Annotated in this window: 22 protein-coding genes and 2 pseudogenes; 6 read left to right on the top strand and 18 right to left on the bottom strand. The window is 44.4% G+C overall.

Going from position 1 to position 26,631, the window contains the following annotated elements:
* The first annotated feature begins 153 nt into the window (after positions 1 to 153).
* Genes M4I42_RS11560 through narI form a run of 4 tightly spaced genes read left to right on the top strand, consistent with a single transcriptional unit; the run spans position 154 to position 6,570 of the window.
* Positions 154 to 3,840: a nitrate reductase subunit alpha gene (locus tag M4I42_RS11560; RefSeq protein ID WP_268852318.1), complete on the top strand. Its 3,687-nt coding sequence runs from the start codon at positions 154 to 156 to the stop codon at positions 3,838 to 3,840.
* A complete protein-coding gene (gene narH, locus M4I42_RS11555; RefSeq protein WP_268852317.1) occupies positions 3,830 to 5,302 on the top strand; it encodes a nitrate reductase subunit beta in 1,473 nt (490 codons plus the stop codon). Before M4I42_RS11560 ends, narH begins: the two co-directional genes overlap by 11 nt.
* A gap of 12 nt (positions 5,303 to 5,314) precedes the next feature.
* Positions 5,315 to 5,863, top strand: coding sequence for a nitrate reductase molybdenum cofactor assembly chaperone (gene narJ, locus M4I42_RS11550; protein WP_183254997.1), 549 nt, complete (start codon positions 5,315 to 5,317; stop codon positions 5,861 to 5,863).
* A 2-nt stretch (positions 5,864 to 5,865) separates the two neighbouring features.
* Entirely contained in the window at positions 5,866 to 6,570 is a 705-nt protein-coding gene (gene narI, locus M4I42_RS11545; RefSeq protein ID WP_268852316.1) for a respiratory nitrate reductase subunit gamma, read from the top strand.
* A 48-nt stretch (positions 6,571 to 6,618) separates the two neighbouring features.
* Here narI and M4I42_RS11540 read toward each other — a convergent pair whose 3' ends face one another.
* Entirely contained in the window at positions 6,619 to 7,155 is a 537-nt protein-coding gene (locus M4I42_RS11540) for a hemerythrin domain-containing protein (protein ID WP_268852315.1), read from the bottom strand.
* 149 nt (positions 7,156 to 7,304) lie between these two features.
* Here M4I42_RS11540 and M4I42_RS11535 point away from each other — a divergent pair, with 149 nt between their 5' ends.
* Positions 7,305 to 7,646: a hypothetical protein gene (locus M4I42_RS11535; RefSeq protein WP_268852314.1), complete on the top strand. Its 342-nt coding sequence runs from the start codon at positions 7,305 to 7,307 to the stop codon at positions 7,644 to 7,646.
* A gap of 92 nt (positions 7,647 to 7,738) precedes the next feature.
* On the opposite strand, the pseudogene M4I42_RS11530 reads toward M4I42_RS11535, so the two are convergent.
* The 5 genes and pseudogenes from M4I42_RS11530 to M4I42_RS11510 all read right to left on the bottom strand — a co-directional run bounded on the left by M4I42_RS11530 (position 7,739) and on the right by M4I42_RS11510 (position 13,106).
* Positions 7,739 to 10,037: pseudogene (locus M4I42_RS11530) on the bottom strand (thiamine pyrophosphate-dependent enzyme).
* Entirely contained in the window at positions 10,037 to 11,050 is a 1,014-nt protein-coding gene (locus tag M4I42_RS11525; protein WP_268852313.1) for a 2-oxoacid:acceptor oxidoreductase family protein, read from the bottom strand. Before M4I42_RS11525 ends, M4I42_RS11530 begins: the two are co-directional and overlap by 1 nt.
* 236 nt (positions 11,051 to 11,286) lie before the next feature.
* Entirely contained in the window at positions 11,287 to 12,084 is a 798-nt protein-coding gene (locus M4I42_RS11520) for a uroporphyrinogen-III synthase (protein WP_268852312.1), read from the bottom strand.
* Positions 12,085 to 12,191: 107 nt separating this feature from the next.
* Positions 12,192 to 12,440, bottom strand: a complete 249-nt coding sequence (locus tag M4I42_RS11515; protein ID WP_268852311.1) for a hypothetical protein — start codon at positions 12,438 to 12,440, stop codon at positions 12,192 to 12,194.
* A gap of 264 nt (positions 12,441 to 12,704) precedes the next feature.
* The gene (locus M4I42_RS11510) at positions 12,705 to 13,106 is read right to left on the bottom strand and encodes a secondary thiamine-phosphate synthase enzyme YjbQ (protein WP_268852310.1); all 402 of its coding nucleotides are present in this window, start codon (positions 13,104 to 13,106) and stop codon (positions 12,705 to 12,707) included.
* 90 nt (positions 13,107 to 13,196) lie between these two features.
* On the opposite strand from M4I42_RS11510, the gene M4I42_RS11505 reads away from it, so the two are divergent.
* A complete protein-coding gene (locus tag M4I42_RS11505) occupies positions 13,197 to 14,144 on the top strand; it encodes an MBL fold metallo-hydrolase (RefSeq protein ID WP_268852309.1) in 948 nt (315 codons plus the stop codon).
* Positions 14,145 to 14,258: 114 nt separating this feature from the next.
* Here the strand turns inward: M4I42_RS11505 and M4I42_RS11500 are convergent.
* From M4I42_RS11500 to M4I42_RS11445, 12 genes and pseudogenes are all read right to left on the bottom strand, one after another.
* Positions 14,259 to 14,672, bottom strand: a pseudogene (locus M4I42_RS11500) (permease); the annotation flags it as partial.
* 145 nt (positions 14,673 to 14,817) lie between these two features.
* Positions 14,818 to 16,677 carry a PTS fructose transporter subunit IIABC gene (locus M4I42_RS11495; protein ID WP_268852308.1) on the bottom strand — a complete coding sequence of 620 codons (1,860 nt, stop codon included), beginning with the start codon at positions 16,675 to 16,677 and terminating at the stop codon, positions 14,818 to 14,820.
* A gap of 12 nt (positions 16,678 to 16,689) precedes the next feature.
* The gene (gene pfkB / locus M4I42_RS11490; protein ID WP_268852307.1) at positions 16,690 to 17,601 is read right to left on the bottom strand and encodes a 1-phosphofructokinase; all 912 of its coding nucleotides are present in this window, start codon (positions 17,599 to 17,601) and stop codon (positions 16,690 to 16,692) included.
* On the bottom strand, positions 17,598 to 18,350 hold the full coding sequence (locus M4I42_RS11485) for a DeoR/GlpR family DNA-binding transcription regulator (protein WP_268852306.1): 753 nt from the start codon (positions 18,348 to 18,350) through the stop codon (positions 17,598 to 17,600). Before M4I42_RS11485 ends, pfkB begins: the two co-directional genes overlap by 4 nt.
* A gap of 151 nt (positions 18,351 to 18,501) precedes the next feature.
* Positions 18,502 to 19,416 carry a FixH family protein gene (locus tag M4I42_RS11480; protein WP_268852305.1) on the bottom strand — a complete coding sequence of 305 codons (915 nt, stop codon included), beginning with the start codon at positions 19,414 to 19,416 and terminating at the stop codon, positions 18,502 to 18,504.
* The gene (locus tag M4I42_RS11475) at positions 19,413 to 20,084 is read right to left on the bottom strand and encodes an ABC transporter ATP-binding protein (RefSeq protein ID WP_268852304.1); all 672 of its coding nucleotides are present in this window, start codon (positions 20,082 to 20,084) and stop codon (positions 19,413 to 19,415) included. Before M4I42_RS11475 ends, M4I42_RS11480 begins: the two co-directional genes overlap by 4 nt.
* The gene (locus M4I42_RS11470; protein ID WP_268852303.1) at positions 20,081 to 20,878 is read right to left on the bottom strand and encodes an ABC transporter permease subunit; all 798 of its coding nucleotides are present in this window, start codon (positions 20,876 to 20,878) and stop codon (positions 20,081 to 20,083) included. Before M4I42_RS11470 ends, M4I42_RS11475 begins: the two co-directional genes overlap by 4 nt.
* Positions 20,875 to 22,173 (bottom strand): nitrous oxide reductase family maturation protein NosD, encoded by a 1,299-nt coding sequence (nosD, locus tag M4I42_RS11465; protein ID WP_268852302.1) that lies wholly within the window; start codon positions 22,171 to 22,173, stop codon positions 20,875 to 20,877. Before nosD ends, M4I42_RS11470 begins: the two co-directional genes overlap by 4 nt.
* On the bottom strand, positions 22,170 to 22,736 hold the full coding sequence (locus tag M4I42_RS11460) for a hypothetical protein (RefSeq protein ID WP_268852301.1): 567 nt from the start codon (positions 22,734 to 22,736) through the stop codon (positions 22,170 to 22,172). The genes nosD and M4I42_RS11460 overlap by 4 nt, the downstream gene beginning before the upstream one ends.
* A gap of 46 nt (positions 22,737 to 22,782) precedes the next feature.
* Positions 22,783 to 24,648 carry a Sec-dependent nitrous-oxide reductase gene (gene nosZ, locus M4I42_RS11455; protein WP_268852300.1) on the bottom strand — a complete coding sequence of 622 codons (1,866 nt, stop codon included), beginning with the start codon at positions 24,646 to 24,648 and terminating at the stop codon, positions 22,783 to 22,785.
* A 20-nt stretch (positions 24,649 to 24,668) separates the two neighbouring features.
* Positions 24,669 to 25,094 carry a c-type cytochrome gene (locus M4I42_RS11450; protein ID WP_268852299.1) on the bottom strand — a complete coding sequence of 142 codons (426 nt, stop codon included), beginning with the start codon at positions 25,092 to 25,094 and terminating at the stop codon, positions 24,669 to 24,671.
* Between the two features lie 168 nt (positions 25,095 to 25,262).
* The coding region (locus tag M4I42_RS11445) for a bifunctional diguanylate cyclase/phosphohydrolase (protein WP_268852298.1) at positions 25,263 to 26,631 on the bottom strand (1,369 nt) is incomplete at its 5' end.

Raw genomic sequence — 26,631 nt, 5'->3', positions numbered from 1 at the left:
ACGCTCAACTAGCACCACGGGTATTGTTTAATTTTTCGTCACCTTTTGACAGATTTGTGACAATCACGCAAAGTGTGATGAAGTTAACATCGATTCGTTTTCAATATGTTTATAGTAAAATTATACAAATTGATTTTCAAGGAGTGAAACGATGTGAACAAGAAAAAATCTCCGTTCTTCAACCGTTTCAAATATATTCAGCCAATTGAACGGTATGCGAACAACCATAGTGAAGTGACGTATGGCGACCGCGATTGGGAAAACGCTTACCGTCGCAGATGGCAACACGATAAAGTCGTGCGTTCGACACATGGGGTCAACTGTACAGGATCTTGCAGCTGGAATATTTACGTGAAAGACGGCATCGTTACGTGGGAAGGCCAACAGCTCGACTATCCGTCGACAGGACCTGACATGCCGGATTTTGAACCGCGCGGCTGTCCTCGCGGCGCAAGCTTTTCATGGTACATTTACAGTCCTCTCCGCGTCAAATATCCATATGTACGCGGCGTGTTGATGGATATGTGGAAAGAAGCATTAAAAGAGCATAAAAATCCGCTTGATGCATGGAAAAGCATTGTCGAAAATCCGGAAAAAGCGAAGCGTTACAAACAAGCGCGCGGAAAAGGCGGATTCGTTCGCGCCGAATGGGACGAAGCATTAAAGCTTGTCGCAACTTCTCTTTTATATACAGTCATGAAATACGGTCCTGACCGCAACGTCGGATTTTCGCCAATTCCGGCGATGTCGATGGTCAGCCATGCAGCGGGTGCACGCTTTATGTCATTGATGGGCGGGCCGATTTTAAGCTTTTACGATTGGTATGCCGACTTGCCGCCTGCTTCGCCGCAAATATGGGGCGATCAAACCGATGTTCCTGAATCGAGCGACTGGTACAACTCCGGCTACATTATTACATGGGGCTCAAACGTTCCGATGACGCGCACACCGGATGCCCACTTCTTAGCAGAAGTACGCTACAAAGGCACAAAAGTCGTTTCGATCAGCCCAGACTTTGCCGAATCGACGAAATTCGCCGACGACTGGATGAGCGTTAAACAAGGAACAGACGGTGCCCTCGCGATGGCAATGGGACACGTCATCTTAAAAGAATTTTACGTTGACCGTCAAGTCGACTACTTTATCCGTTACGCAAAACAATATACCGACTTCCCGTTCCTTGTCACATTGCAAAAGCAAGAAAACGGCCAATTCGTTGCCGACCGTTTCTTAAACGCGAACGATATCGGCCGCCAAACAACAAACGGTGAATGGAAGCCGGCGCTTTGGAACGATGCCACGAATACATTTGCGGTTCCAAACGGCACGATGGGTTCTCGCTGGGAAGATAAAGGAAAATGGAACTTGCATTTAGTCGACGAACAAACAGAAGAACCGATCGATCCTCGCCTTTCGCTTTTAGGAATCGAAGACGAAATTGCAACGGTGCAAATTCCGTACTTCTCTCATGACGGAAACAAAATTTTCGAACGGGCTGTTCCGATGAAAAAAATGCAGACAGAAACAGGTGAATTATATGTCACAACCGTCTATGACTTAATTCTTGCCAACTACGGCGTCGACCGCGGCATCGGCGGAACGGTCGCCAAAACGTTCGACGACCCGATTCCGTTCACTCCGGCATGGCAAGAAGCGATCACCGGCGTCAAACGCGATCTCGTCATCAAAATCGCCCGTGAATTTGCGCAAAACGCCATCGACACAAACGGTCGGTCGATGATTATCGTCGGAGCTGGAATTAACCACTGGTTTAACTCTGATACGATTTACCGCGCCGTCTTGAACCTTGTTTTGTTCGTTGGAGCACAAGGTGTCAACGGCGGCGGCTGGGCTCACTACGTCGGGCAAGAAAAATTGCGGCCAGCAGAAGGATGGCAAAACATCGCAACGGCCCGCGACTGGCAAATGCCACCGAAACTGCAAAACGGAACGTCGTTCTTCTACTTCGCCACGGATCAATGGCGCTATGAAGAAACACCGGTAGGCGAACTTGTATCACCAATTGTAAAAGAAGCGCGTTATCAACATTATGCGGACTATAACGTACTCGCTGCTCGCCTTGGCTGGCTACCGTCTTACCCGACGTTTGAAAAGAGCGGCATTGACCTTTACAACGAAGCAGTGCAAGCGGGAGCGAAAACACCGGAAGAAGTCGGTAAGTATATTGCTACCCAATTAAAAGAGAAAAAGTTGCGCTTTGCCATCGAAGATCCAGACAATGAGAAAAACTTCCCGCGCAACTTAATCGTTTGGCGGGCCAACTTAATCTCAAGCTCAGGAAAAGGGCACGAATATTTCTTAAAACATCTTCTTGGAACGACAAACGGACTAATGAACGATGATGAAGACAGCTTGCGCCCGGAAGAAATTACATGGCGCGAGAAAGCACCAGAAGGCAAGCTCGACTTGCTTATTAACCTTGACTTCCGCATGGCTGGAACGGCTCTTTATTCAGATGTCGTTTTACCTGCTGCTACATGGTATGAAAAACACGATTTAAGCAGCACAGACATGCACCCGTTTATTCATCCGTTTAACCCGGCGATTTCGGTGCCATGGGAAGCGCGGTCTGACTGGGAAATTTTCAAATCGCTCGCTAAAGCGGTGTCCGAGCTGGCGAAAGAACTAAATATGAACCCGATCAAAGAAGTCGTCGCAACGCCGATTCTCCACGATACACCGCAAGAATTGGCGCAACCACTCGGAAAAGTAAAAGATTGGAGCAAAGGCGAATGCGAACCGATTCCAGGAAAGACAATGCCGCAAATTCACGTCGTCGAACGCGATTATACGCAGCTGTTCGACAAAATGACGGCACTTGGCCCGAACATCGCCAAACTGCCATACGGCATTAAAGGCATTAACTGGTCGGCGCAAGAAGAATATGAAAAGTTGAAAAAAGTGTTAGGAACCGTCCAAAAAGCGAGCATCGCCGATGGCTGCCCGGATATGAGCGAAGCGAAAAAAGTCGCAGAAGCAATTTTAACATTATCATCTACCACAAACGGAAAAGTCGCGGTGAAAGCATGGGAAGCACTAGAGAAGAAAACAAGTCTTGAATTAAAAGACTTAGCAAGCGAGCGTGAAGAAGAATGCTTCACGTTTGAACAAATTACAGCACAGCCAAAGCCCGTCATCACCTCCCCTGCTTTCAGCGGTTCCGAAAAAGGAGGTAGACGTTATTCACCGTTTACAACGAACGTCGAGCGGCTCATTCCGTGGCGGACGTTAACAGGACGGCAATCGTTCTATGTCGATCATGAATTAATGCAAGAGTTTGGCGAAACGATGGCAACGTTTAAACCGATTTTACAACATAGGCCGTTCAAAAAAGGCCGTCCGCAAGTAGAAGGAAAAGAAATTACGTTGAACTATTTAACACCGCATAATAAATGGTCTATCCATAGCATGTATTTCGATTCGCAGCCAATGCTTACCCTATTTCGCGGCGGACCGACGATTTGGTTGAACAAAGACGATGCGGAAGAAGCAGGCATCAAAGATAACGATTGGATCGAATGTTTCAACCGAAACGGTGTCGTCGTGGCACGCGCAGTCGTTTCGCATCGGATGCCAAGAGGAATGGCGTTTATGCATCATGCACAAGATCGTCATATTAACGTGCCTGGTACGAAATTAACAAACAACCGCGGCGGTACGCATAATAGCCCAACACGCATCCATGTCAAACCGACCCATATGATCGGTGGCTATGCACAACTAAGCTACGGCTTTAACTATTACGGCCCGACCGGCAACCAGCGCGACTTAAACGTCATTATCCGCAAATTAAAGGAGGTTGATTGGCTTGAAGATTAAAGCGCAAGTCGGCATGGTCATGAATTTAGATAAATGCATCGGCTGCCATACGTGCAGCGTCACATGCAAAAACACCTGGACGAATCGTCCAGGTGCCGAGTATATGTATTTCAACAACGTCGAAACAAAACCTGGCATCGGTTATCCGAAACAATGGGAAGACCAGGAAAAATATAAAGGCGGCTGGGAATTAAGAAACGGCGAATTACAATTAAAATCCGGTTCGAAAGTCAACCGCCTGCTAAACTTGTTTTATAACCCGTACCAACCGACGATCGACGATTACTATGAGCCATGGAATTACGATTATGAAACATTAACAAACAGCCCTCAGAAAAAATATCAGCCCGTCGCTCGGCCAAAATCAGCGATTACCGGCGAATTTATGGAGCTTTCGTGGGGGCCAAACTGGGAAGACGATTTAGCTGGCGCACACGTCACCGGTCTTCAAGACCCGAACGTATTGAAAATGGAAGAATCGATTAAAACGGAATTTGAACATGTATTTATGATGTATTTGCCGCGTATTTGCGAGCATTGCATCAACCCTCCATGCGTGTCTAGCTGTCCATCCGGAGCCATGTATAAACGAGACGAAGACGGTATCGTATTAGTGGACCAAAACGCATGCCGCGCATGGCGTTATTGCGTCACGAGCTGTCCGTACAAAAAAGTGTATTTTAACTGGCAAACAAATAAAGCAGAAAAATGTACGCTCTGCTTCCCGCGCATTGAAGCCGGCATGCCGACGATTTGCTCGGAAACGTGCGTTGGCCGCATCCGTTATATCGGCGTCATGCTATACGACGCAGACAAAGTAAAAGAAGCGGCTAGCGTAGAAAATGAAAAAGACTTGTATCATGCACAACTTGACATTTTCTTAGACCCGCATGACCCAGAAGTGATTGCGAAAGCGAAAGAAGAAGGCATTCCACAAGAGTGGATCGAAGCAGCACAAAAATCGCCGATTTACAAAATGATTATCGACTGGAAGATCGCCCTTCCGTTGCATCCTGAATATCGCACGATGCCAATGGTATGGTATATTCCACCGCTCAGCCCGATCATGAACATGATCGAAGGCAAAGGCAGCAACGCAACGGAAGATGACATCTTCCCTGCCATCGAGCAAATGCGCATTCCGATCGAATATTTAGCGAACTTATTAACCGCGGGCGATCAAACACATATTCGCACGACGTTGAAAAAAATGGCGGTGATGCGCCAATATATGCGCGCGGTGCAAACGAATAAACAACCAAATGTGAAAGTCATGGAAGAACTCGGTTTAAGCGAGCAAGATATTCAAGAGATGTATCGTTTACTCGCGATTGCCAAATATCATGACCGCTTCGTCATTCCGGCATCGCACCGTGAAGAAGTCGCGAATTTATACGCAGAACAAGGCAGCTGCGGCTTGTCGTTTGCCGGCGGCCCTGGTTCTTGCGGAACACTCTCATAACGGGGGATTGTTATGAACTACGAACAAGCACAAACCGTTTTCCAATGCGCTTCGTATTTGTTATCTTACCCAGATGACGAATGGTATCGCGAGTTAGACGGTTGTTTACAAGTGATCGACGATTTGCCACATCGGCAAATCGTCCAAAATATAAAAAAGTTTATTGAATATATTCAAACATTGCCGGCACGTGAACGAATCGAAACATACGTCTATACGTTTGATTTCGGCAAAAAAACGAATTTATACGTCACGTATATGAATACAGGCGAACAACGGGAACGCGGGTTAGAGCTGCTTGCGTTGAAACAACAATATAAAGCCGCAGGATTCGATGTTACGGACAAAGAGTTGCCGGACTATTTGCCATTAATGCTTGAATTCGCTTCACAAGCAGAGCAGCAATATGTCGTGCCTATTTTTCAAAAATATTGGCGGAACATCGAAGAAATTCGCAACCAACTGATCGCCAGCGAAAATTACTATACTGCCGTCTTTAACATCATTTTCATGGCGTTAGAAGAAATCGGTGTGAAACCATTGCCGAAAGGAAGTGTGTGAGCATGTTGAATCAATTTCTTTGGGGCACTCTCCCCTACATCATTTTGACCATTTTTATCGGCGGTCACATTTATCGCTACAACCATGACCAGTTCGGCTGGACGTCGAAATCAAGCGAAATGTTGGAGAAAAAAGAGTTGCGGCTTGGTAGCTTGCTGTTTCACTGGGGAATTATTTTCGTGTTCATCGGCCACGTTATGGGCATTTTAATCCCGGAAGGAGTTTATGAAGCGATTGGCGTATCCGAGGAAACGTACCATTTCATGGCGCTTCTTTTCGGAATTCCAGCCGGAATCGCAGCGGTAATTGGCCTATTCATTTTAATTCATCGCCGCTTAACCGTGAAACGCATCTTTTTAACAAGCAGCCGCGGCGATTTTATCGCTCTGTTCTTCTTAGCGGTTGTCGTGTTGTCCGGTCTTTCTTCTACCCTACTAAACATCGATTCGAACGGGTTTGACTACCGGACGACAATTGGTCCATGGTTTCGCAGTTTGTTTATGTTCCAGCCAGATCCAACGTATATGGAAAATGTGCCGGTATGGTTTAAAATTCACATTTTAGCAGCGTTCGGCATTTTTGCGGTATGGCCGTTTACAAGATTAGTTCACGTATTTAGCCTTCCGCTTCGCTACCTCAACCGCAGCTATGTCGTGTATAGAAAACGAATGCCGAAACAAGCCAACACTTCTAACCAAATTCGATAATAAAGAAAACGACTCTCCTCATTCCAAGTGAGGAAAGTCGTTTTCTTTTTAAATCGCCTGAATTTTTTGAGCGAGTTCCTCTTTTTCATCGTTTGACAATAGCTTTTCCGCCATCGGAAATAAGACGTGTTCTTCTTTCATAAAATGTTCTGTCAAAATGTGGTACGCATTGATGACGTAAAACGCTAGTTGCTTCGCCGCTTCACGATTGACTGTGCCGGAAAGGTGAGCGGTTTGCTCTAGAAACGTTGCGATGTTCCGCTTTGCTTGGTCGTGTTCGTATTCCATGACCGCAATCGGTCCTGACGTTCGGCCGATATATTGCGCCATCATCGGAAACAATACGCCTTCTTCCCGTTGCGAATGCGGATCTAATTGCTCCAAAAACGATTGGACGTTTTCGCGCAAGGTGAGCAACGCTTCTTTCCAATCCGCTGTTTCGTCGTTTTGTCCAATTTGTTGCGCCATGTCCACTAATTGTTGTTTTTGTTCGTTTAACGGTCCGTGTTCGTCTTTTAATTGTTGCAGCGCTGGGCATAGTTGCACATCGCCGTCATGCGCCATCATACAAGGTGAAAATTCCATTTACTATCCCTCCTTCTCATTCCATCTCTTATTTTACCGCTGTGCGTCTACAAGCGTTGTGATATGAATCACATGTTTACTTTTTTCTAAGAAAAGAAGGCTATTTATAATGCTGTTTCATATATATATAAAACTAAAGGAGGGATCGTATGTTGCCAAATTTCGAAGAGTTTTATCCAATCGCCGTTGTTCCAATGGGAGAAAACGATCATGCGACATTTATCGAAACGTTTTCTAATAATAAAGAAACGACCGCCACCCATTGGCTTATAGCGTTAGAAGGAACACCGACAGATCATGGGGTATACCGTTGGAACGTAATCGTATACCCAGCGAACGCCACAACAGTCTTTTATTTTGACTACGTGCGCTTTAGTTCCCCACCGCTTTGCTCGTTCCATGAAGCAGCATTGTTAGCGAACGATATTAAAACACAAATAAAAACCGATGAATTTTTAACAAAAAAACAACTTTCGTTACAAACGAAATAGCCTCTATCTTTGCTCCCCTTTTTTGCCGCTTATTGTGAAAATACATACATATAAGAAAAAGGCAGGCCCGCAAACGAACCTACCTCTTCCTATTATAAATCCGGATGTTCGTGTTTCGCCTTTAAACGGCGCCATCTCCGCTCGACTTCTTGTTCAAACTCGAGTAAAAGATCGCGATTTTCTTCTTTTAATAAATGTTTTGTTTTGCCCATATATTTTAACCATTCGCTTAACGGAATGCGTTTGTTTTTCTCTTCAGGGTCATACGTAATTGTCGTAATACCGCGCTCGACTTCATAGAGCGGGAAGAAGCAAGAGTTGACAGCCGCTTCCATAATTTTTTCCCCATACCGCTCTTCTGATTTCCAGTTTAATGGACATGTAATAAGCAACTTTCCATACACCGTTCCAACGTTTTGCGCATACCATTGCGCTTTTGCCGCTTTTTTAATTAAATCTTGCGGGAACGCTTCTGTTGCGGTAAATACGTATGGAATGTTCGTTGCCGCCATAATTTGCGCCGTATCTTTATGATGGAACGCTTTTCCTTTTTGCGTTTTCCCAACCCCTGTTGTGCTTGTCATATGCCCCATTGGCGTCGAATAAGACATTTGCGAACCGGTATTCATATACCCTTCGTTGTCATATTCAAGCATAATCAGTTTATGGTTGCGAAGTGCTGTGCCGATGGCCGATGGCCGAGCCCATGCCGATATCCATTCCGCCGTCACCGGTAACCATCACGAACGTGACATCGTCTGATACTTGAATGTCGCCGCGTTTTTTCATTTCAAAAAATGCTTCGACCGCTCCTGACAACGTCGCCGGCCCGTTTTGGAACAAGTTGTGAATCATCGTCTGTTTATGTGAACTGTACGGATAAGCAGTTGTCACGACATACGCGCAGCCTGTCTGGAATAACACGACGACATCGCCTTCAATGCCTTTAAAGAACAGCTCTAATCCAGGGAAAATGCCGCATCCAGGACAAGCCCCATGGCCCGGCGCAATTCGTTTCGGTTTGGCGGTTAATGCACGAAGCGGAGGGATTTTCACTTTTAACCGTTTCGTTTCTTCATCTTCGGTTACTTGAATGAGGCCTGTTTTAAAGGCATCGCCGTGCATCGGTTCGATCACTGGTTGTAACTTTTGCTCTGGACGACCCGGCACATGGCCGAAATAGTCGAACGGTTTTTCGGCATATCCTTTTTCCATCGCGTCGATCGCCATTTGGAAAAACGCTTCCGCATCGTCCGCGTAAAAATCTTTACCGCCGACACCGAAGACGCGGCTTAACACGATCGTTTTGTTTTCCGGATCGCTTTGCAACGCCGATTTTACTTCATGCGTCATATTTGGCCCGTGCGCTCCGTAAGAATCGGCACGTTCCCCAATCAACAGCGCTTTCACGTGTTTTAACGCTTGGCGAATTTCTTCGGCCGGGAACGGGCGAATGATATTCGGGCTAATGACGCCTGCTTTAATGCCTTTCGCCCGCAATTTATCGACTACGTCTTTTGCTGTTTCCGCAGCAGAATTTAATAAAAAGAGCGCTACTTCGGCATCGTCCATTTGATATAAATCAAGCACAGAATACTCGCGGCCGGATAAAGCGGCGTATTCGCGTGCCACTTGTTTAAATACTTCCCCAGCGCGATATAGCGCTTCGGATTGTTGATAGTTGTTGTTAATTAAGTCGTCGCCGTTCATATGCGCACCGATCGTAATCGGCTTTTTCGGATCAGCCGCGTTCGGAAATTCCGTTGGGCGCTCTCCGACAAACGACTGGACAACACTGCGATCTTTAAAATATTGTACTTTTCGTTTTTGGTGAGACGTAAAGAAGCCATCGTAAGCAACGATAACCGGCAGACGGACGTCCGCATGCTCCGCGATTTTCAATGCCATAATGTTCATATCGTATACGGCTTGCGGTGTGCGTGCCAGCAAAATGACCCAACCGGTGTTTAGCGCAAAATAAAGATCGGAATGGTCTCCGCGAATATCCAACGGTCCGCTAATCGAGCGAGTGACTAAGTTCATGACCATCGGAAAGCGCGTTCCTGACTGGACAGGCAGCTGCTCCAGCATATACATGAGCCCGTTGGCACTTGTCGCATTAAACACGCGCGCGCCCATGACAGATGCTCCATAGCAAATCCCAGCGGAACCATGCTCGCCGTCAGCGGCAATAAGCTGAATATGATGCTCGCCGCGCGTTTTCATTTGGTCCAACAGCTGGGCAATTTCAGTAGAAGGTGTAATTGGGAAATAGCCCATAATATGATAGTTAATTTGTGCAGCCGCCAATGCCGCCATTTCGTTTCCAGATTCAAATGTTGTTACTTGTTCGGCTTTGGTCATCGTTACTTTTTCTTCTAACATCGCCATTAATAAGTCCCCCCTGCCACGAATGGGAATTTTTGTTTCACCTGATGTTGCTCCGCAAATCCGATTTGTTCTCTTTCCGCCGTTAGCGCGGAAGTTGGACAGGCTTCGACACATTTTAAACAGCCTTTGCAATATTGATAGTCAATTCCTCGCAAAAACATTTGTTTGCGTCCCTTTTTGTCTTCTCCTTCTTCCCAGACAAAGCAAAAATCTGGACAAACAGTGTCACAGGCGACGCAATGAATGCATTTTTCCTCTTCCCATTTCGGCAAAAATCCTTGGCGCGAGCCGCTTAAATCTTTGAAAATGCTGTTGGCGTTCGCCGAAATGATGCCGCCGATTTCTTGCGTTTCATAGCCTAAAAGCGGCTCTGGGCGCGAAAACGCTTTGCCGCGCGCGGATTCGGGCGCTTCATATGTTTTAAAACGCACTTCATGATAGCCGCGCTCAAATGTACGAATATTTGATTCTACTAAATGAGGGTATTTTTTCTCGAACGTTTTGCGAATGACTTGTTTCATCGCTTCCGGGTCTAAAAAATCACAGACGCGGAATAACGCGCCAAGCATCGCAGTATTCACTTTCGTTTTCTCTTCTACGGCAATGCCGAGCGCATCGACGACGGCAAGCGTTCCGTATTCTAATCGTAAATCGCGCTTAATGTCATCAAAGTCTCTCGTTGAGTTGACTAGGACAATGCCGTCTGGGGCTAAACCGCTTACAACGTCGACCATTTTATAGAGCGCTTCATGGAAAACGCCAATGACGTGCGGTTCTTCAATCGGGCTATGGGCGCGAATTTCCGTTTCCGGATCGCAAAAGCGAATAAAACTTTTCACAGGAGAACCTTTTTTCTCGGAACCATATGTCGAAAAATTCGAACCGTTTAAACCAAGTCCCAACACTCCTGCCTCCGCAAGCATTTTTCCTGCTAAATTCGCCCCAAGTCCTCCGATCGATTCAAGGCGAATTTCAAAAAAACCGAGTTCATTTTTTTTCGGTAAAATCGACATGTTATCCCCCCTATATGGAATAGAACTTGTATATCCCCCTTTTTCACATTTTAATAAAAAAATCGTAAAAAAGATGTGACAAAAATCAAACATTTAGAATTTTATTAATAGTACACCAGAAAAAATATAAAAAATATCTTCATTTTATAAGGATTTTGGTTATATAACAGTATTTTTATTGTATTATAACAGATTTCAAAAATAAAAAACTTAGAGAACAAAATGCTCTCTAAGTTTTATCGTTGTTCAAAATATTTAGCGAGCGTAACGATCATCGCTCCCATTCGTTCCAGCTCTGGAGATACGATGCGCTGAATCCCTTCTTCTGAAAGCGCCTCTGCCGTTACTTTTCCGACGGCGCAAGCGACTACTTTTTCGGAGAAAGCGCGGCGCAATCGTTCGACATCTTTTTTCTCCTTCGCAAACGAAAAGAAAAAGCGGACTTGCATCGCCGTTGTAAAACAAACGGCATCGACTTGTTGTTCAATAATTTCGTCATATAACGTTTCAAGAACATCATCATCCGGAGCAACATGCCGGTAAGGAAGCAGTTCTGTATATAGAGCGCCGCATTCCAAAAGAAATTGTTTCAACGTTGGCGCTGTATCCCCGTGCAATTGGACGACAACGCGTTTACCTGTAAAAGAAAACGATTGAAGTGAACGAATCAGCCCTCTTGTCGTTCCGTCATCGCTTTCCGCAACAAACGATACGCCGATTTTTTTAAGCGCCGCTACCGTTTTATATCCCCGGACAGCAATTTTAGCTTGCCGGATCGTTTCCAGCCATTGTTCTTTCACACCGCCTCGTTCTGCTGCCTCTAATAACGTTTCAACGCCGATACCGGTCGTAAACATCATCCAATCCGGTTTCATACGTATGATGTCGCGAATTTCTTGTATGAGCTCTTCTTCTTTGGAAAATACCGTCCCTTGCGCCGAACGCACAAGCGGAATCCCACCTTGCTTCTCAATAAGGGCTGTCATTTCGTCCAATTTTCGCGATGCACATAAAACAATTCGTTTTCCTTGCAAATGAATATCCCCCTTTTCTCTGTTTTTATCTGTTTGTTCCATTCTAAAATAAGGTTTCCACACTCCGCAACTAAAAAAAGAACGGCGATGAAGCCGCTCTTTGTCGTTTATGGCGTATGTATTAGCTGTTCTCCTCTTCTATCAAACGAACCGTAAATGCGGGTAGGTTGAATGGATACAACCTCATCTAAAGCGATGTTTATTAACTGCATGTTCCGGTTATACACAAATAGTTTCTTCACATCTTTATATAGCTTCACTGGTAAAAATGTTGCTTCCCCTTGCTGTGTCTTAATCTTGACAGGTTGTTTTTGTTGAATCCATTTCAGTAGCTGTCTGTATTGATCTCCCGTCATTGTCGACTCCCCCTTTTCCATTCCGTTACACTAAAATTATAAAAAAGCGGGTGTAAACAATAAATGAAAAAAAATCAACAAATTCCTAACAAAAACAGCGAATGGTGTCGTTTCTGCGAAATGTGTTGAAAAAGCGAGATTTATGTCAAAACAACTCTAATGATTCCCGCTTAACATTTGACAGCTTTTTTGTTTACAATGACAATGGAATCAATTAGCAGTGGGGGAGAGAAAGGGATGATCGACGGTTCATCCCGTTTTCGTTTATCCATTCCACACTTTTACAAAAAACGTTCGCTGACGCGGTCCGTCGTATTCGCAAAAATAAATGCCTTGCCACGTTCCTAGCAGTAGTTGACCATTCGTAATAATGACGTGCTGGGAGGCGCCGACCGTGCTTGCTTTCATATGCGCTGCTGTATTTCCTTCCGCATGGCGATCAAGCGGATGCTCCCACGGATACGTTTCATCAAAGCGGCGGATCATGTCACGTTTTACGTCTGGGTCTGCGTTTTCGTTGATCGTAATTCCGGCCGTTGTATGCGGACAATAGATGATGGCAATCCCTTCTAATACGCCTGCTTTGCGAACTGCTTCTGCCACGAAATGAGTAATTTCCACCATTTCATCTCGCTTTGTTGTTCGAATAGAAAATGATTGTAGCATCTTTTTTCCTCCCGTATCAATAATTTGCCATGAAAAAGCTGTTTTTGTTACTCTTACATTATAACGTAAGCGAAAAGGGAAGGAAGAGCCGTGAAGCGATATGAAAATTTAGATCATGTTTCGACGAAAAAAACGTTTGCCGATTTTCGCCGATGGCAACAGGAGCGGAAACAGAAACAAAAAGATATGTCATACGAAGTGCCGCACGTTGATCCGCCGGAACATTGGAAACTTCATACGAATCAGTCACTCCCGTTGTTGGCGTGGGTTGGTCATTCAACGTTTGTCATTCAGTTAAACGGCGTCACGATCGTCACCGATCCCGTCTGGGCGATGAGAATGGGAACAGCTAAGAGACTGACTGCACCGGGGATTGCAATCGACGATATGCCAAATGTAGATGTCGTGCTCATTTCCCACGGACATTACGACCATTTACATTTTGCAAGCATTAAAAAACTCAAAGGCAACCCCCGCTTTTTTGTTCCGGTTGGACTTGGCCGCTTATTTCGGCGAAAAGGATATAAAAATGTTACGGAATATTCATGGTGGGAAGAAAAGGAGTATAAAAGGGTGACATTCACTTTTGTGCCTGCGCAGCATTGGACGAGACGGACGCTATTTGATATGAATACATCCCATTGGGGTGGATGGGTCATTCAGGCGGACGGCCAGCCTACGTTTTATTTTGCGGGCGACAGCGGCTATTTTCGCGGCTTTCGCGAGATTGGGGAGCGGTTTTCGATTGATTATGCCCTTTTGCCGATTGGTGCTTATGAACCGGAATGGTTTATGGGTCCGCAGCACGTCACTCCTGAAGAAGCCGTACAAGCTTTTCTTGATTGCCGGGCCAAAACATTCATTCCGATGCATTACGGCGCCTTTCGCCTCGCTGATGATACACCAAAAGAAGCGCTTGACCGCTTGATGGCGGAATGGCAACGCCGCCAACTCGAACCCGAGCGATTAAAATGCTTAAAATTGGGAGAAGTGCTCGATTGTAGCTTTTCGTCTTTGCGTGAAAAAGCACCTATATAAGTTGCAATAAAGAATTTCCGATTTTTCGTTTCCGTTTTCATCTAAATACAAACCGATATGATATAACGTGGTGAAGTGATCCGCTGGATGTAAAACAAAATTTCAACTTATATAGTATTGTATCGATAAAATCAATCCGATGACGACCGCCACAATTACCGCAAAAATGGAACGATAAAGCAACATTTTAAGGTTGCTACCGAAGGCAATATAGGTCGCAAATAACACCACCGGATTAATAATTGGACCGGTCAGCATAAACGGAACCGCGGCATGTAACGGCACCCCTTTTGCCACAAGCCGGCGCGTAATCGGGACAATTCCGCACTCACATGCCGGAAATAACGCGCCGATCATTGTCGAATACAACACGGCCAACACTTTATTTTTCGGCACCCATTTTTTCACCATTTCTTCCGTCACAAACATTTGAATAATTCCAGAAATAAACACACCGATTAACACAAACGGCATTGATTCTATTAAAATACTAACGAAAATCGTATTTAGCTGCAGAAAGGACTTCATCTTGCTCACGTTCTCCTTTAAACAATGAAAATAGGAACTACAACCATTCATACTATCATAAATCATCATTTGTTTTCATGAGAAATTAATAAAATTTTGCCATAAAAAAACGGAGCATATCTGCCCCGTTTTTTCTCTTCATCTATTATTCCTTCACTTCTTTTTTCCAAAAACCGACCATTAATGCCGTAACAACCGAACCGATCAAAATGGCTAGCACGTATAACCATGCACTTCCTTTGACAATCGGGATGACGAAAATGCCGCCGTGCGGTGCTGGGAGACCGATGCCAAACAACATCGTTAACGCTCCAGCGATCGCCGAACCAACGATAATGGAAGGAATGACACGTACTGGGTCGGCTGCTGCGAATGGAATCGCTCCTTCGGTAATGAACGATGCCCCCATAATATAGCACGTCTTTCCTGCTTCGCGCTCTGCTTTTGTAAATTTGTTTTTAAAGAAGGTGGTTGCTAACGCTAAACCTAATGGCGGCACCATTCCGCCTGCCATAATTGCCGCATGCGGCGCATAGTTTCCAGCATCAATCATCGCCAAGCCGAACGTAAAGGCTGCTTTATTAATCGGTCCACCCATATCGACCGCCATCATGCCGCCGAGAATTAACCCTAACACCACAAGGTTTCCTGTGCCCATATTGGAAAGCCAATGTTTCATCCCATCGTTTAACGCTTTCACTGGGTCAATGACGACATACATCATGACAAGTCCCGTGAGCAACACCCCAAATAACGGATAAAGGAGTACCGGTTTAATCCCTTCAAGCGATTGTGGCAATCCGCTAAACGCTTTCTTTAATCCGACAACTAAATACCCGGCAAGAAACCCGGCAATTAGTCCACCTAAAAAGCCAGCGCCACCATTTGCTGCCATAAATCCGCCAACCATCCCTGGCGCAAATCCTGGCCGGTCTGCAATGCTCATCGCAATAAACCCAGCAAGCACTGGAACCATTAAGGCAAACGCGCTACCGCCGCCGATGTCCATTAACGCTTTTGCAATTGGGTTAAATGACGGGTCTTTCGGGTCGAACGCTTTAATGCCGAAAATGAACGAAATCGCAATTAAAATCCCGCCGCCAACAACGAACGGCAACATGTTTGAAACGCCGTTCATTAAATGTTTGTAAAACCCGGTGCGCCCTTTCGCTTGCGGTGTTTCGATTTTCGTTCCGCTTCCTTGGTAAATCGGCGCCTCTTGCTTTAACGCTTGTTCAATCAGCTGGTCTGGTTTACGAATCGCTTGCGCTACTGGGACTTGAATGACATGTTTTCCGCGGAACCGTTCCATTTCTACTTGTTTGTCGGCCGCTACAATGACAGCGACTGCTTCTTCAATATCTTTCGCTGTTAGTTCATTTTTTACTCCGCTTGAACCGTTCGTTTCGACTTTGATATCGACGTTCATTTCCGCTGCTTTCGCTTTTAATGCGTCTGCAGCCATGTACGTATGCGCAATTCCTGTTGGGCAAGCCGTCACCGCAACAATTTTCTTTTTCCCTGAAGTTGTAGCATTTCCTGTTTGCCCTTCCGCTTCTTTTTTGCGAATCATCGCCAACAACTCCTCTCCGCTTGAAGCGCTTTCAATCTGCTTACGGAACGACGCGTCCATTAACATCGACGACAAGCGAGCAAGCGCTTCTAAATGAGTATTATCCGCCCCGACAGGCGCTGCAATCATAAAAAACAAATGGCTCGGTTTTCCGTCTAGCGCGTCGTAATCAATCCCACGCGTCGAGCGACCGAACGCTACTGCCGGGCGCTTGACTGCCGCTGTTTTGGCGTGCGGAATCGCAATCCCGTCGCCAACGCCAGTGGTACTTTGCGCTTCGCGAGCAAAAATCGCTTCTTTAAACGCTTTCAAATCGCTCAACACGCCAGCGTCATTCAGCTTGCGTGCCAATTCATCGACCACATCTTCTTTCGTCCGAGCTTGAAGGTCGAGAATAATCGTGTCTTTCGTCAATAAATCGGTTATTTTCATCCGGTTTCCCTCCTATAAACGAGTGACTTTCACGTGCTGGAGCAACTCGTCTGCTTTCGCTTTCGTACATAAATCATCGGAAAACGCTGTTGCGCTTCCAGTAGCGACACTATATGCAAACGCCTCTTCGATTGGTTTACCGCTTGTATAGGCGGCTAAAAAGCCAGCGACCATCGAATCGCCTGCCCCGACAGAATTGCGGACGACTCCTTTTGGCGCTTCAGCAAACAGCGTCACTTCTTTCGTAAACAAAAACGCTCCGTCCCCTGCTAAAGAAACAATGACATTTTCTACCCCTAACTCAACAAGCCGGCGCCCATATAAAACAGCGTCCGCTTTCGCATGCAAAACGGTGTCAAACAGTTCACCAAGCTCTTTATGGTTTGGCTTGATGAGAAACGGTTTTGCTTCGATTAATTGCTTCAGCGCTGGACCGCTTGTGTCGACAACGACATTCACGTTTGCCGCTTTCGCCGTGTGAACAATCGTCCGGTAAAAATCGCTCGGAAGCGATTCAGGGACGCTTCCCGCTAAAACGAGTGTATCACCTTGATGCAACGCTTGAATTTTTTTCATTAGTTCATTGGCAAGCGACGGGGCAATCGTTGAACCTTGCCCGTTAATTTCCGTTTCTTTTCCCGATTTTAGTTTAATATTAATTCGCGTCGTTTCAGGCACTTTCACAAAGTCAAATTTTATGTTTTCTTGTGCTAGCGCCTGTTCAATAAACGCTCCCGTAAACCCGCCGACAAACCCTAAGGCGACGCTATCCATCCCAAGCCGCTTTAATACACGGGATACGTTAATGCCTTTCCCCCCGGGAAAGACGGCTGTTTCGGTCGCTCGGTTCAGTTCTCCGAGCCGAATGTCGTCAACTTTCACAATATAATCAACAGAAGGATTAAGTGTACATGTATAAATCATTTTTTCACAACCTCGATCGCTGTTTTGGCTTCGTATAGCGCTAGTAGTTCGTCATCTAGTTCATCTGTGATAATTGTTGCCGCTTCTAAATCGGCAATTTTCGCAAACGTGCTCTCGTTCATTTTCGAATGGTCGGCTAATACGTACGCTTGCCGCGAAAGCTTCAGCGCCAAGCTTTTGACCATCGCCTCTTCCGGGTCTGGTGTCGTATAGCCAAAGTCGTGATGAATGCCGTTGACGCCGATAAAACATTTATCAAAACTATAATGCTCTAATGAGTGCAACGCCCCACGGCCGATTAGCGCTTTCGTTTTCTTTTTAATCAAACCACCTAATAAATACGTCGGAATGTCTTTTTCTAGCAACGCTTCGAGATGGGTAACTCCGTTTGTGACAACGACGATGTCTTTCGCATGAATATGCGGAATCATTTCGAGCGTCGTTGTTCCAGCATCGATGTAAATGCAATCGCCATCTTGCACGAACTGGGCGGCATATTGCGCGATAAGCCGCTTTTCTTCCATGTTTTTCGTCGATTTTTCCAATACGCTTAGCTCTTCACGTTTTTGATGCAATAACGCCGCACCACCATGCACACGGCGCAGCTTCTTTTCTTTTTCGAGCTGGCTTAAATCACGGCGAATCGTCGACTCTGAAGAAGAAGTCGCTTCGACAAGTTCTTGCAATTTCACGACTTTTTTTTCTGCTAACAGATCTAAAATGAGGCGATGGCGTTCTTCCGTCAGCATCTTTTCACCTCCCTTTACACGTCCTTGCTTACATTTTCATCATATCGCAAGATTTTTCAAAAATCAATCAAAATCATTCATTTACAATCAAAAAAAATCATTTTCTTTCAAAAAACGTTCAACATCTTTCAAAAACAATAAAAAAACCGCCTTATGATAAGCGGTTGGGGAGATATAGTTCAACATGCAATGAGTCGATTTGAGAAAGAAGTAATTCTTCGTATTGCTTTTGCGCCAAATAGCGAATTTCGCTGTCGCTGACGGTAGGGTTCGCTTTTTTCACTGCTCCTGCCAAGTCGTTGTAAACATCGTTCGCGAGCAGGCGGAGTTTACTATAGCGGGAATAGTCTTCCCAAAACTTTTTTTCTCCATACACATGAATTATTTGTTGGGCGGTTTCGTAACGCGCATATTGACTGCGAAGCGCAGAAATCGTTTTCGCGATTTCCTGCTTCGTGACACCATGCCCTTTTTCTTCGGCTAATAACGCCATCGCCTGCAATTCGACCAAATGCGACACGGCTTGATTCAATCGATTGGCGTACTGCTCTCTTCGATCCCAGTAGGCAAGTTGTTCGTTTAGCGCGGCTCCTTTATACGTTGTTTGCGCGCGTTCTTTTTGAATCGCAATTTCGATTTTACTCAACGCTTGATAAAAGCGGACATCATCCATCGTAATTTTTTCTTTGCCAACTTTGGCAACCGCCTCTTCTTTTTTTACATGCATTTTGAGCAGCTTTTCGACTTTGTCACTCCCTTTCTTAATGACAAGAAGCGCTTCCCAATCTCCTTCCATCGGCAGCTGTACGTTTTCTTCATAAATACCGTTCCCTTTTTCGTGTAAATCAACCTCAATTTTTCCGTGATCCATATTGCTCATTTCAAACGTCGCATGAACTTTTAATTGTTTAGCTAGTTTTCCGTTTTCTTTAATTTGCACCGCAAACGGAGCCGCTACCCCTTCTTTATAAAACGGGGTCGTTTTTACCGTCACTTCCCAGTCACCGTTCGAGCATCCCGTGAACAAAAATAACAAGCTGAAAAGAAAAACGGTTAGTTTTCTCATCTTCGTTCCCCTCCATACATCACGTTAGCTTCAAATTCTGCCAATGTATATTTCGTCATTTTTCCATTTTCTAAATAAGCAATATGGGTGCAAATTTGTTTCACTTCGTCTAAATGATGGGAAGACAGAAAAATCGTTTTGCCGTGCAACGAATGTAAGATCGATAAAATATCCGCTCGCCCCATCGGGTCTAGTCCGCTCGTCGGCTCATCCAATATAAAAAGGTCAGCGTCATAATAAAGCATAATTCCGAGCCCAAGCCGTTGCAGCATCCCTTTCGAATACGCTTTACTTCGGACGTTTCGCTCTTCCCACAATCCGACTAATTTCAACGTTTCTTCGATTTTTTGTTCGTTGACAGCCGAACCGTTCAATGACGCAAAAAAGCGGACATTTTCTTCTCCCGTTAAATGAGGGTATAGCTGAAATTTTTCTGGCAAATAAGCGACATGCGGTTTCCACTGGTGCTGCTTGTTCGGGATGCCACAAACCGAGATTTTCCCTTGTTTTATCGGGATCATATTTAACACACTCGAAATAAGCGTCGATTTTCCCGCTCCGTTTCTTCCGATAAGCGCGCATCGCTCTCCTTTCTCAACGACAAGCGAAACGTCGTCTAACACTTTTTTCTGCTTGTACGCAACCGTGACATGTTCCATGACAATCATCCTTGTTCCCCCTTCCGATAAAGCAATACAGAAACGAAAAAGACGATACCAACCCAAACGACGATATTGAGTGCTACTAACGTTAGCGGTGGGAACGAGAAAAATTTTTCCATCGTTCGCGATAAATAATCGAGCGAAAAAACGCCAAGCGACGTTTCTAAAAAGAAACGAAGCGTATGCATCGGCTGCAAGAAGTAAAGAAGCGCAAAACTTTGTACATTATCATAAGTGACGTTCGGCAACATATAAAGCAGTACGAAATCGTACAAATATAAGAAAAAGAACAATGCAAACAAGTTCGCGCCAATCAGTTGAATTTTCGTTCGGCAAACGCTTCCTAACAATAGCCCAATTTGATTAAAGATGACAATGAGCACCGTGATAGCGGCTAAAAAAGAAAGAAAATGCGCCACATGAAACGAAAAAACAAATTTTACTGGTATCATCAACACAAAATACGAAAGAACGAACATCCCAATCGTGATCGTTTGCACTGCTACGCTTTTTCGCCATAAAAACGAGCCATACGAACCGCTGCGCGCCATCATCATGAAAAGCGTTTTAAACTCTTTTTCTTGCATCACAGCAAACGAAGCAAAAAAGAGACAAAGAATGGGGATGACATAAATATTCATTTCAAACAACGTTAATAAAAACACTTCAAATCCTTCATCTACCGGCAAACTTTTTGTGTTTAAAAAAACGGAAAAAGATGTAGCAACTATCAAAATAAGAAAAAACCAAAATGCTTTTCCACGAGATATTTCTAACCATTCTTTCCAAATAAAGTTCATTGTGATTGACCCCTTTTGTATTGCAAAATCCAGACCACTATTACAAGCGCAAATAATATCGTTGTCCACGGCATGCTGTGGCGGTCGACAAACGGATAATTGTCGGTTGCCATGACTTCTTCTTCATGCATTAATTCATTTACTTTTTCGTATAGCTTAATGCTTGGTGTATTCAAAAATAAATACGCTAGTTCGTTTTGTTCGACGATCTTGTGTAACGATGATTTATATTGAAACGGAGAATCTCCTTTCCCGTCTTGATTTAAGTCGAAAAAGTGCGCGTCTTCTCCCCAATGATTTCCTACGCCACGAAAACTGAAGCGATTGTCCCCTTCGCCTCCTAAACTTAATACGGAAATCGTATTATTCAAAAAGCGGTTGTTCGTAAACGTTTGGCGCTGCGAACTTCCCCATAATTCAACGCCAATTTGGTTTTTGACAATCGTATTGCCCTCCATAAAATTGTTCGTCGATTGATCAATGTAAAACGCTCGTTCATTTTGATAAAACTCGTTATCCATAATTCGGTTGTCATTCGCCATTTGCAACAACACTCCGAACGAACGCATTCCTTTATTTAACAAAAATTCATTACCTTTTAACACGATGCGATTCGAATTCATAATTGCCGCACCGCCAGTATTTAACGTAAATCGGTTTCGATAAAACTCGTTATCGTCTGAATACATATAATGAAGCCCGTATCTTGTATGCGAAACGTCATTATCTTTCACAACGTTATGATTGGCGTAGTCAAAAAACATGCCGTCCCTTGTGCCGATAATTGTATTATGGGCAAGTTTATTAAAATTGGAGTAATACACGTGCAAGCCGTTCCCTTGTCCTGCAATCTCTCCACCTTTCCCAGTCACACACACATATTCGACGACGTTATGGTGCGCTTGGCTTAAATAAATGCCGTGAAATGAATTAGTAATCGTAATATGTTTTAACGTGTTGTAGTCCGAATACACCTTAATCGCGGCGTACTCTTCTTGCGTACTACGACTTTTCCCGCTATTTGTCACCGTCACGTGCTCAATCGTCACGTGCGGTGCGCGAACAGCGATGACATTCCCATTGCCGCTTCCTTTAATAACCGTATGCGCTGCCCCTTTAATCGTCATCGGTTTTTCGATGACGATATCGCCGGTATATGTTTTATTTTTTAATAAAAGCGTCCCGTTCGCCGGTGTTTCATCAATTAGTTGCTGTAGCGTCTCCTCTGCATAAATCGCCGGTGGTGAGAGGAACGGAAAGAACAGAAGGACAAGCACAAACAACCACTTTTTCATCGTTTTCGCTCCTTCCATAGCGGAAGTATAAGCAAGAAAAATGCCGCTCCGATCATATACGCCCCTGTCGAAAAATAGCTGTTCGTTACAAAATTGGCGATGCGGTTTTCCCCAAGCACTGGCGGAACGAACGGTTTAATTTTAATCGGGGCATCGTCGCTTAAATTCGTTCCGAAATCAACAAGCCAACGATGGAGGTCATAAAGCCCTAGCAGCCCGCCAATTGCAAAAACAACCACCAATGCAACAAGCAAGCGTTTATCGCGTAGCCACGCGACCACTAATAGGAAAATTGCTAGCGCACCGATGATGTACGGCAAATAGGACAATTCCGGAAAACTTTCTTCGCTGAACGGCTTCATGCCAATATAATGGTTTAAGCCGTTAATAATGTCGATATTTCCTTTTAGCTTATTCGGATATACGATAATGTCGAGACCTTCTGGATACTGCGGCGCAACAAAACGCATTCCCCACCACGGGAAAAAGAGTGATGCACCAGTAAGAATCGCAGAACAACTAACGATGATTGCAGTAGAAACGGATAGTTTCGCTTTTTTCATCTTCGCCACTTCCTTTTTTTAAAAAAGGGGGGAATCCCCCCTTCTCTTATTGCTTCGGCTTCACTAATAAATAGCCGGTCATCTCTTGATGTAGTGCCGAGCAGAAGTTTGTGCAGTAAATCGGATATGTTCCTGCTTTATCCGCCACAAATTCGACCGTATTCGTTTGCCCTGGCTGCACTTCTATATTGAGATTATAGCGGTTAATCGCAAAGCCGTGTGTAATATCTTCGTCGCGGTCGATGTTTGTAAGGTGAACGAATACTTTATCGCCTTCGTTTACTTCGATCACATCTGGACGTTTTGCTTTTGCGTCAAAAATGAATTTCGAACGCATCGCAATACCGTATACGTGCACTTCATTTCCTTTACGAACAATGCGTGCATCTTTTTGGTTATAAACAGCATCCGGATTCGATTCATCCTTCGGATATACATTAATCGTCTTAATTTTGTCGGCCTTAATCATTTGTCCGTAGTGTGGTTCAGGGTCGACAGGCGCTGATTGAATGACTTCCATTTTGCCGCTAATATCAATTAATTGCATTGACTCTGGATGCGATGGACCGACGGATAAATAGCTGTCTTTTGCTAATTTGTTCAATGACACTAAGTATTTTCCGTCTGGAGAAACGGTGTCGCCTTCTGCAGCAACCGAGTGGCCTGGCGAATATTGCACCGGCACGCGGTCAAGCACTTCGCCTGTGTTCGGATCCCATTTTACGACTTCAGACGAAATGAACATTGTCGTATACGCCATCCCTTTGTCATCAAATTGCGTATGAAGCGGCCCAAGTGCGTTTTCTGGGTTTACTTCTCTTTCCATGACAGACTCATATCTTAAAATTGGAATGCCATTCCGTTCTCCGGCGAAATCTTTATTTTCAATCGCTTTAAACGCTTTTTCAAAAGAGAAGACCGTAAGCAATGGCGCTAGTTTTCCGGAAGCGATAAACCGCTTGCCGTCAGGCGTGACGTCCACTCCGTGCGGCGATTTCGCCACTGGCACTAAATAAATGCCACCTTTTTGTTTTTCAGGGAAAATCACTTTTTGCCCATCAACTATGTCGTATTTCCCCTCTTTCACCATCTTCTCAAGCTCTTTCCAATTAAACAAAACGATAAAGTCGCGGTCTTCTTTCGAAGCGTTGATTTCTAAGTTCGTTGTTGCTTCTTCTGTGTTATATGTCGTAACGACTGCCCAGTCTTTCGAAATTTTCTTTCCGGCATCCGACAAATCGTACGACCACGGCGGTAACGCCACTTGATAAGCAATGTGTAATTTTTGCGCTTTTTCATCAAACGTAACAGCGCTCATCACACCGCGATATTTTGTACTGTAGTCATCAAGCGATTCGTATTTGTTTCCAAGTGGAACGGCAAAACGCGTCGGTAAAAACAAATACTCTGTATTTTCCGTCACGAACGCTGCACAGTGTGGACCGCTTGTATTTGGCACGCTAATAATATCTTTCACTGTAAACGTTTTCAAATCCAGCACCGCAGCCCGGCTGTTTGCGACGTCGGTCGCGAATAAATATTTTCCGTCATACTCTCCGTTTGTTTCCGAAAAAGCAGGATGGTGTAAATCTCCCCATGTATAGCCGCCAAGCATTTTTTTCGAATGTTCATCCCAACCATATCCCGTTGCCGAGTCTAACGAAAATACAGGAACCGTTCGAATGCGCCGAAGCGATGGGACTCCATATACAAACAACTGCCCGGAATGACCACCAGAAGCGAATAAGTAATATTCGTCCTTTTTGCCGAATGGGACGTACACTTTTTCCGCATTTGTTTTTGCAGACGCTGTCGATGTCGGTTGTTTTGGTGAAAAGTCACCGAAAAAGACGGCAGACGCTAACACTCCGACTGCTAAACCGGAAATGGCAGAAATCCATTTTTTCTTCAATTGCGAACACCTCTTTTCGTTTATTTTTCGGAGGCAACTTTTAACGCTTGAATAATCGCTGCCCGCTCTTCATCCGTTAGTGGGTTTGACTTAATGACGCCAGACATCACGGCAGACGTTGGTGCTTTTAAAAACTCCTCAATCGGTTTTCCGTGTTTTCCTTCGACTTCTTTATAAGCGTTGGATAAGTCCGGTCCTGTCGTGCCGCCTTGCACGTTCAATTTCGAAATAGAGTGGCACGCAATGCAGCCTTTTTGTTTAAAAATTTCCCCCTCCTTCGAACTTACAGCTGTTGCTTTTTGGCCAGTCGATGTTTCGTTGTTTTGCTCAGTTGCTACTGGTTGTTTTTCTTTAACAGGTTCTTTATTGGCGAAATGGAAATATGTATATCCCCCCGCCAAGCCAATAACAGCACTAAGCAAAAAAATAAGCAATGACTGTTTCATTTCCTCACCTCTTTCTTTTTCGTTTCATTCACATCATAGACAAATACAGGAAAGAGAGGTATGATGAAAATCACGCTTTTTCCGCAATTATTGAAAAAAATATGAAAAACAGTTGAACAAATGGTGACAAAAAAAAACACCCGCCAGTTGTTGGCAAGTGTTTTTTGTTTAGCCGGACATTTGTTCTTTAATGCGCGGCAAATATTTTGTTTCAATCAATTCAATAAATTTTTCTGCATAGAAAGGGTCAAATTGTGTGCCAGAGCAGCGCCGCAATTCAATGATTGCTTCTTCGAACGTTTTTGTACGCTGGTATGGCCGTTCGGTCGTCATCGCATCAAACGAGTCGATGACGCACAGCATGCGCGCTAATTTCGGAATGTCTTCACCTTTTAAGCCATACGGATAACCTTTTCCGTCGTATCGTTCATGGTGCAGTTCAACAAGTGGAAGAACGTCTTCAAACCGCTTTTCGGTCGCTAAAATTTCTTTTCCCCAAATGACGTGCTTTTTAATAATTTCCCATTCATGCGGTTCTAGCTTTCCTTTTTTATTTAAAATATCGCGTGGGACTTCTAGTTTTCCGATATCGTGAATAAGCGCTCCTAAAATAAGTGTTTGCTTTTCATGGTCGGTTAAATCTAACCGGTCGCTCATTTCAAGCGCATACGTAAACACGCGCTTGCTGTGGCGGTACGTATATACATCTTTGGAGAGAAAGATTTTCACTTGTTGTTCTAACGCATCTAAGTCTTCTTTAAATTCAAGTGCACTTAGCGAAATGTTGTGCTCATCGAAAATTTGTACATTGTTTTTGCCTTGTGCTTTCGCATAATACATCGCTTGGTCTGCTTTATGAATTAACTCACCGCAGTCATGCATACCTTTCTCCATTTCCGCAATCCCACAAGAGAAAGAAATGCAGCGGTAAGGGATATATTCGACGCCAGCAAAATACGTATCGTTAATTTCTTTCCGCAATCGGTTCATAAATAAAAAAGCTTCTTCTTGTTTCGTATTTGGCATTAAGACAGCAAACTCTTCGCCGCCGTAACGCGCTACGACATATCCTTTTCCCTCCGCTCCCTTTTGGAGCAAATCACCAAAAAACTTTAACAGCTTGTCCCCTTGAAGATGACCGTTGCAGTCGTTATATTTTTTGAAGTCGTCTAAATCTAGCAACGCCAAACTAAGCGGCTGCTGGAGCAGTTTCGCATCCGAAAACTTTTCCTTGAGCGTCTCCTTAAAAAAGCCGTGGTTATACAAACCTGTTAAATAATCACAATTTGCGCGTTCGGATACTCGTTGATATAACTGCAAAAATTTACTGAAGACGACAGATAAAATAACAACTAAGACCGTAAATAAGAACAAACCAAAATATTTCTGCTTGTCTAGTAATATTACTAACACAAAAGACAGCAACAAAGTCACAATATAGCTGATGCATGCTTCTCTTAAAATCCCCATGTCCAAAGTTCCCTTAAACATACGTTTAAGGAAAAGAAAATATAAAAACATTAAACAAATATTTATG

Origin of the sequence: Anoxybacillus sp. J5B_2022 (assembly GCF_026847645.1) — a bacterium.
GTDB lineage: Bacteria > Bacillota > Bacilli > Bacillales > Anoxybacillaceae > Anoxybacteroides.
Note: the sequence above shows the minus strand (reverse complement) of the source record. Positions and strands in the feature narration are given on the sequence as shown.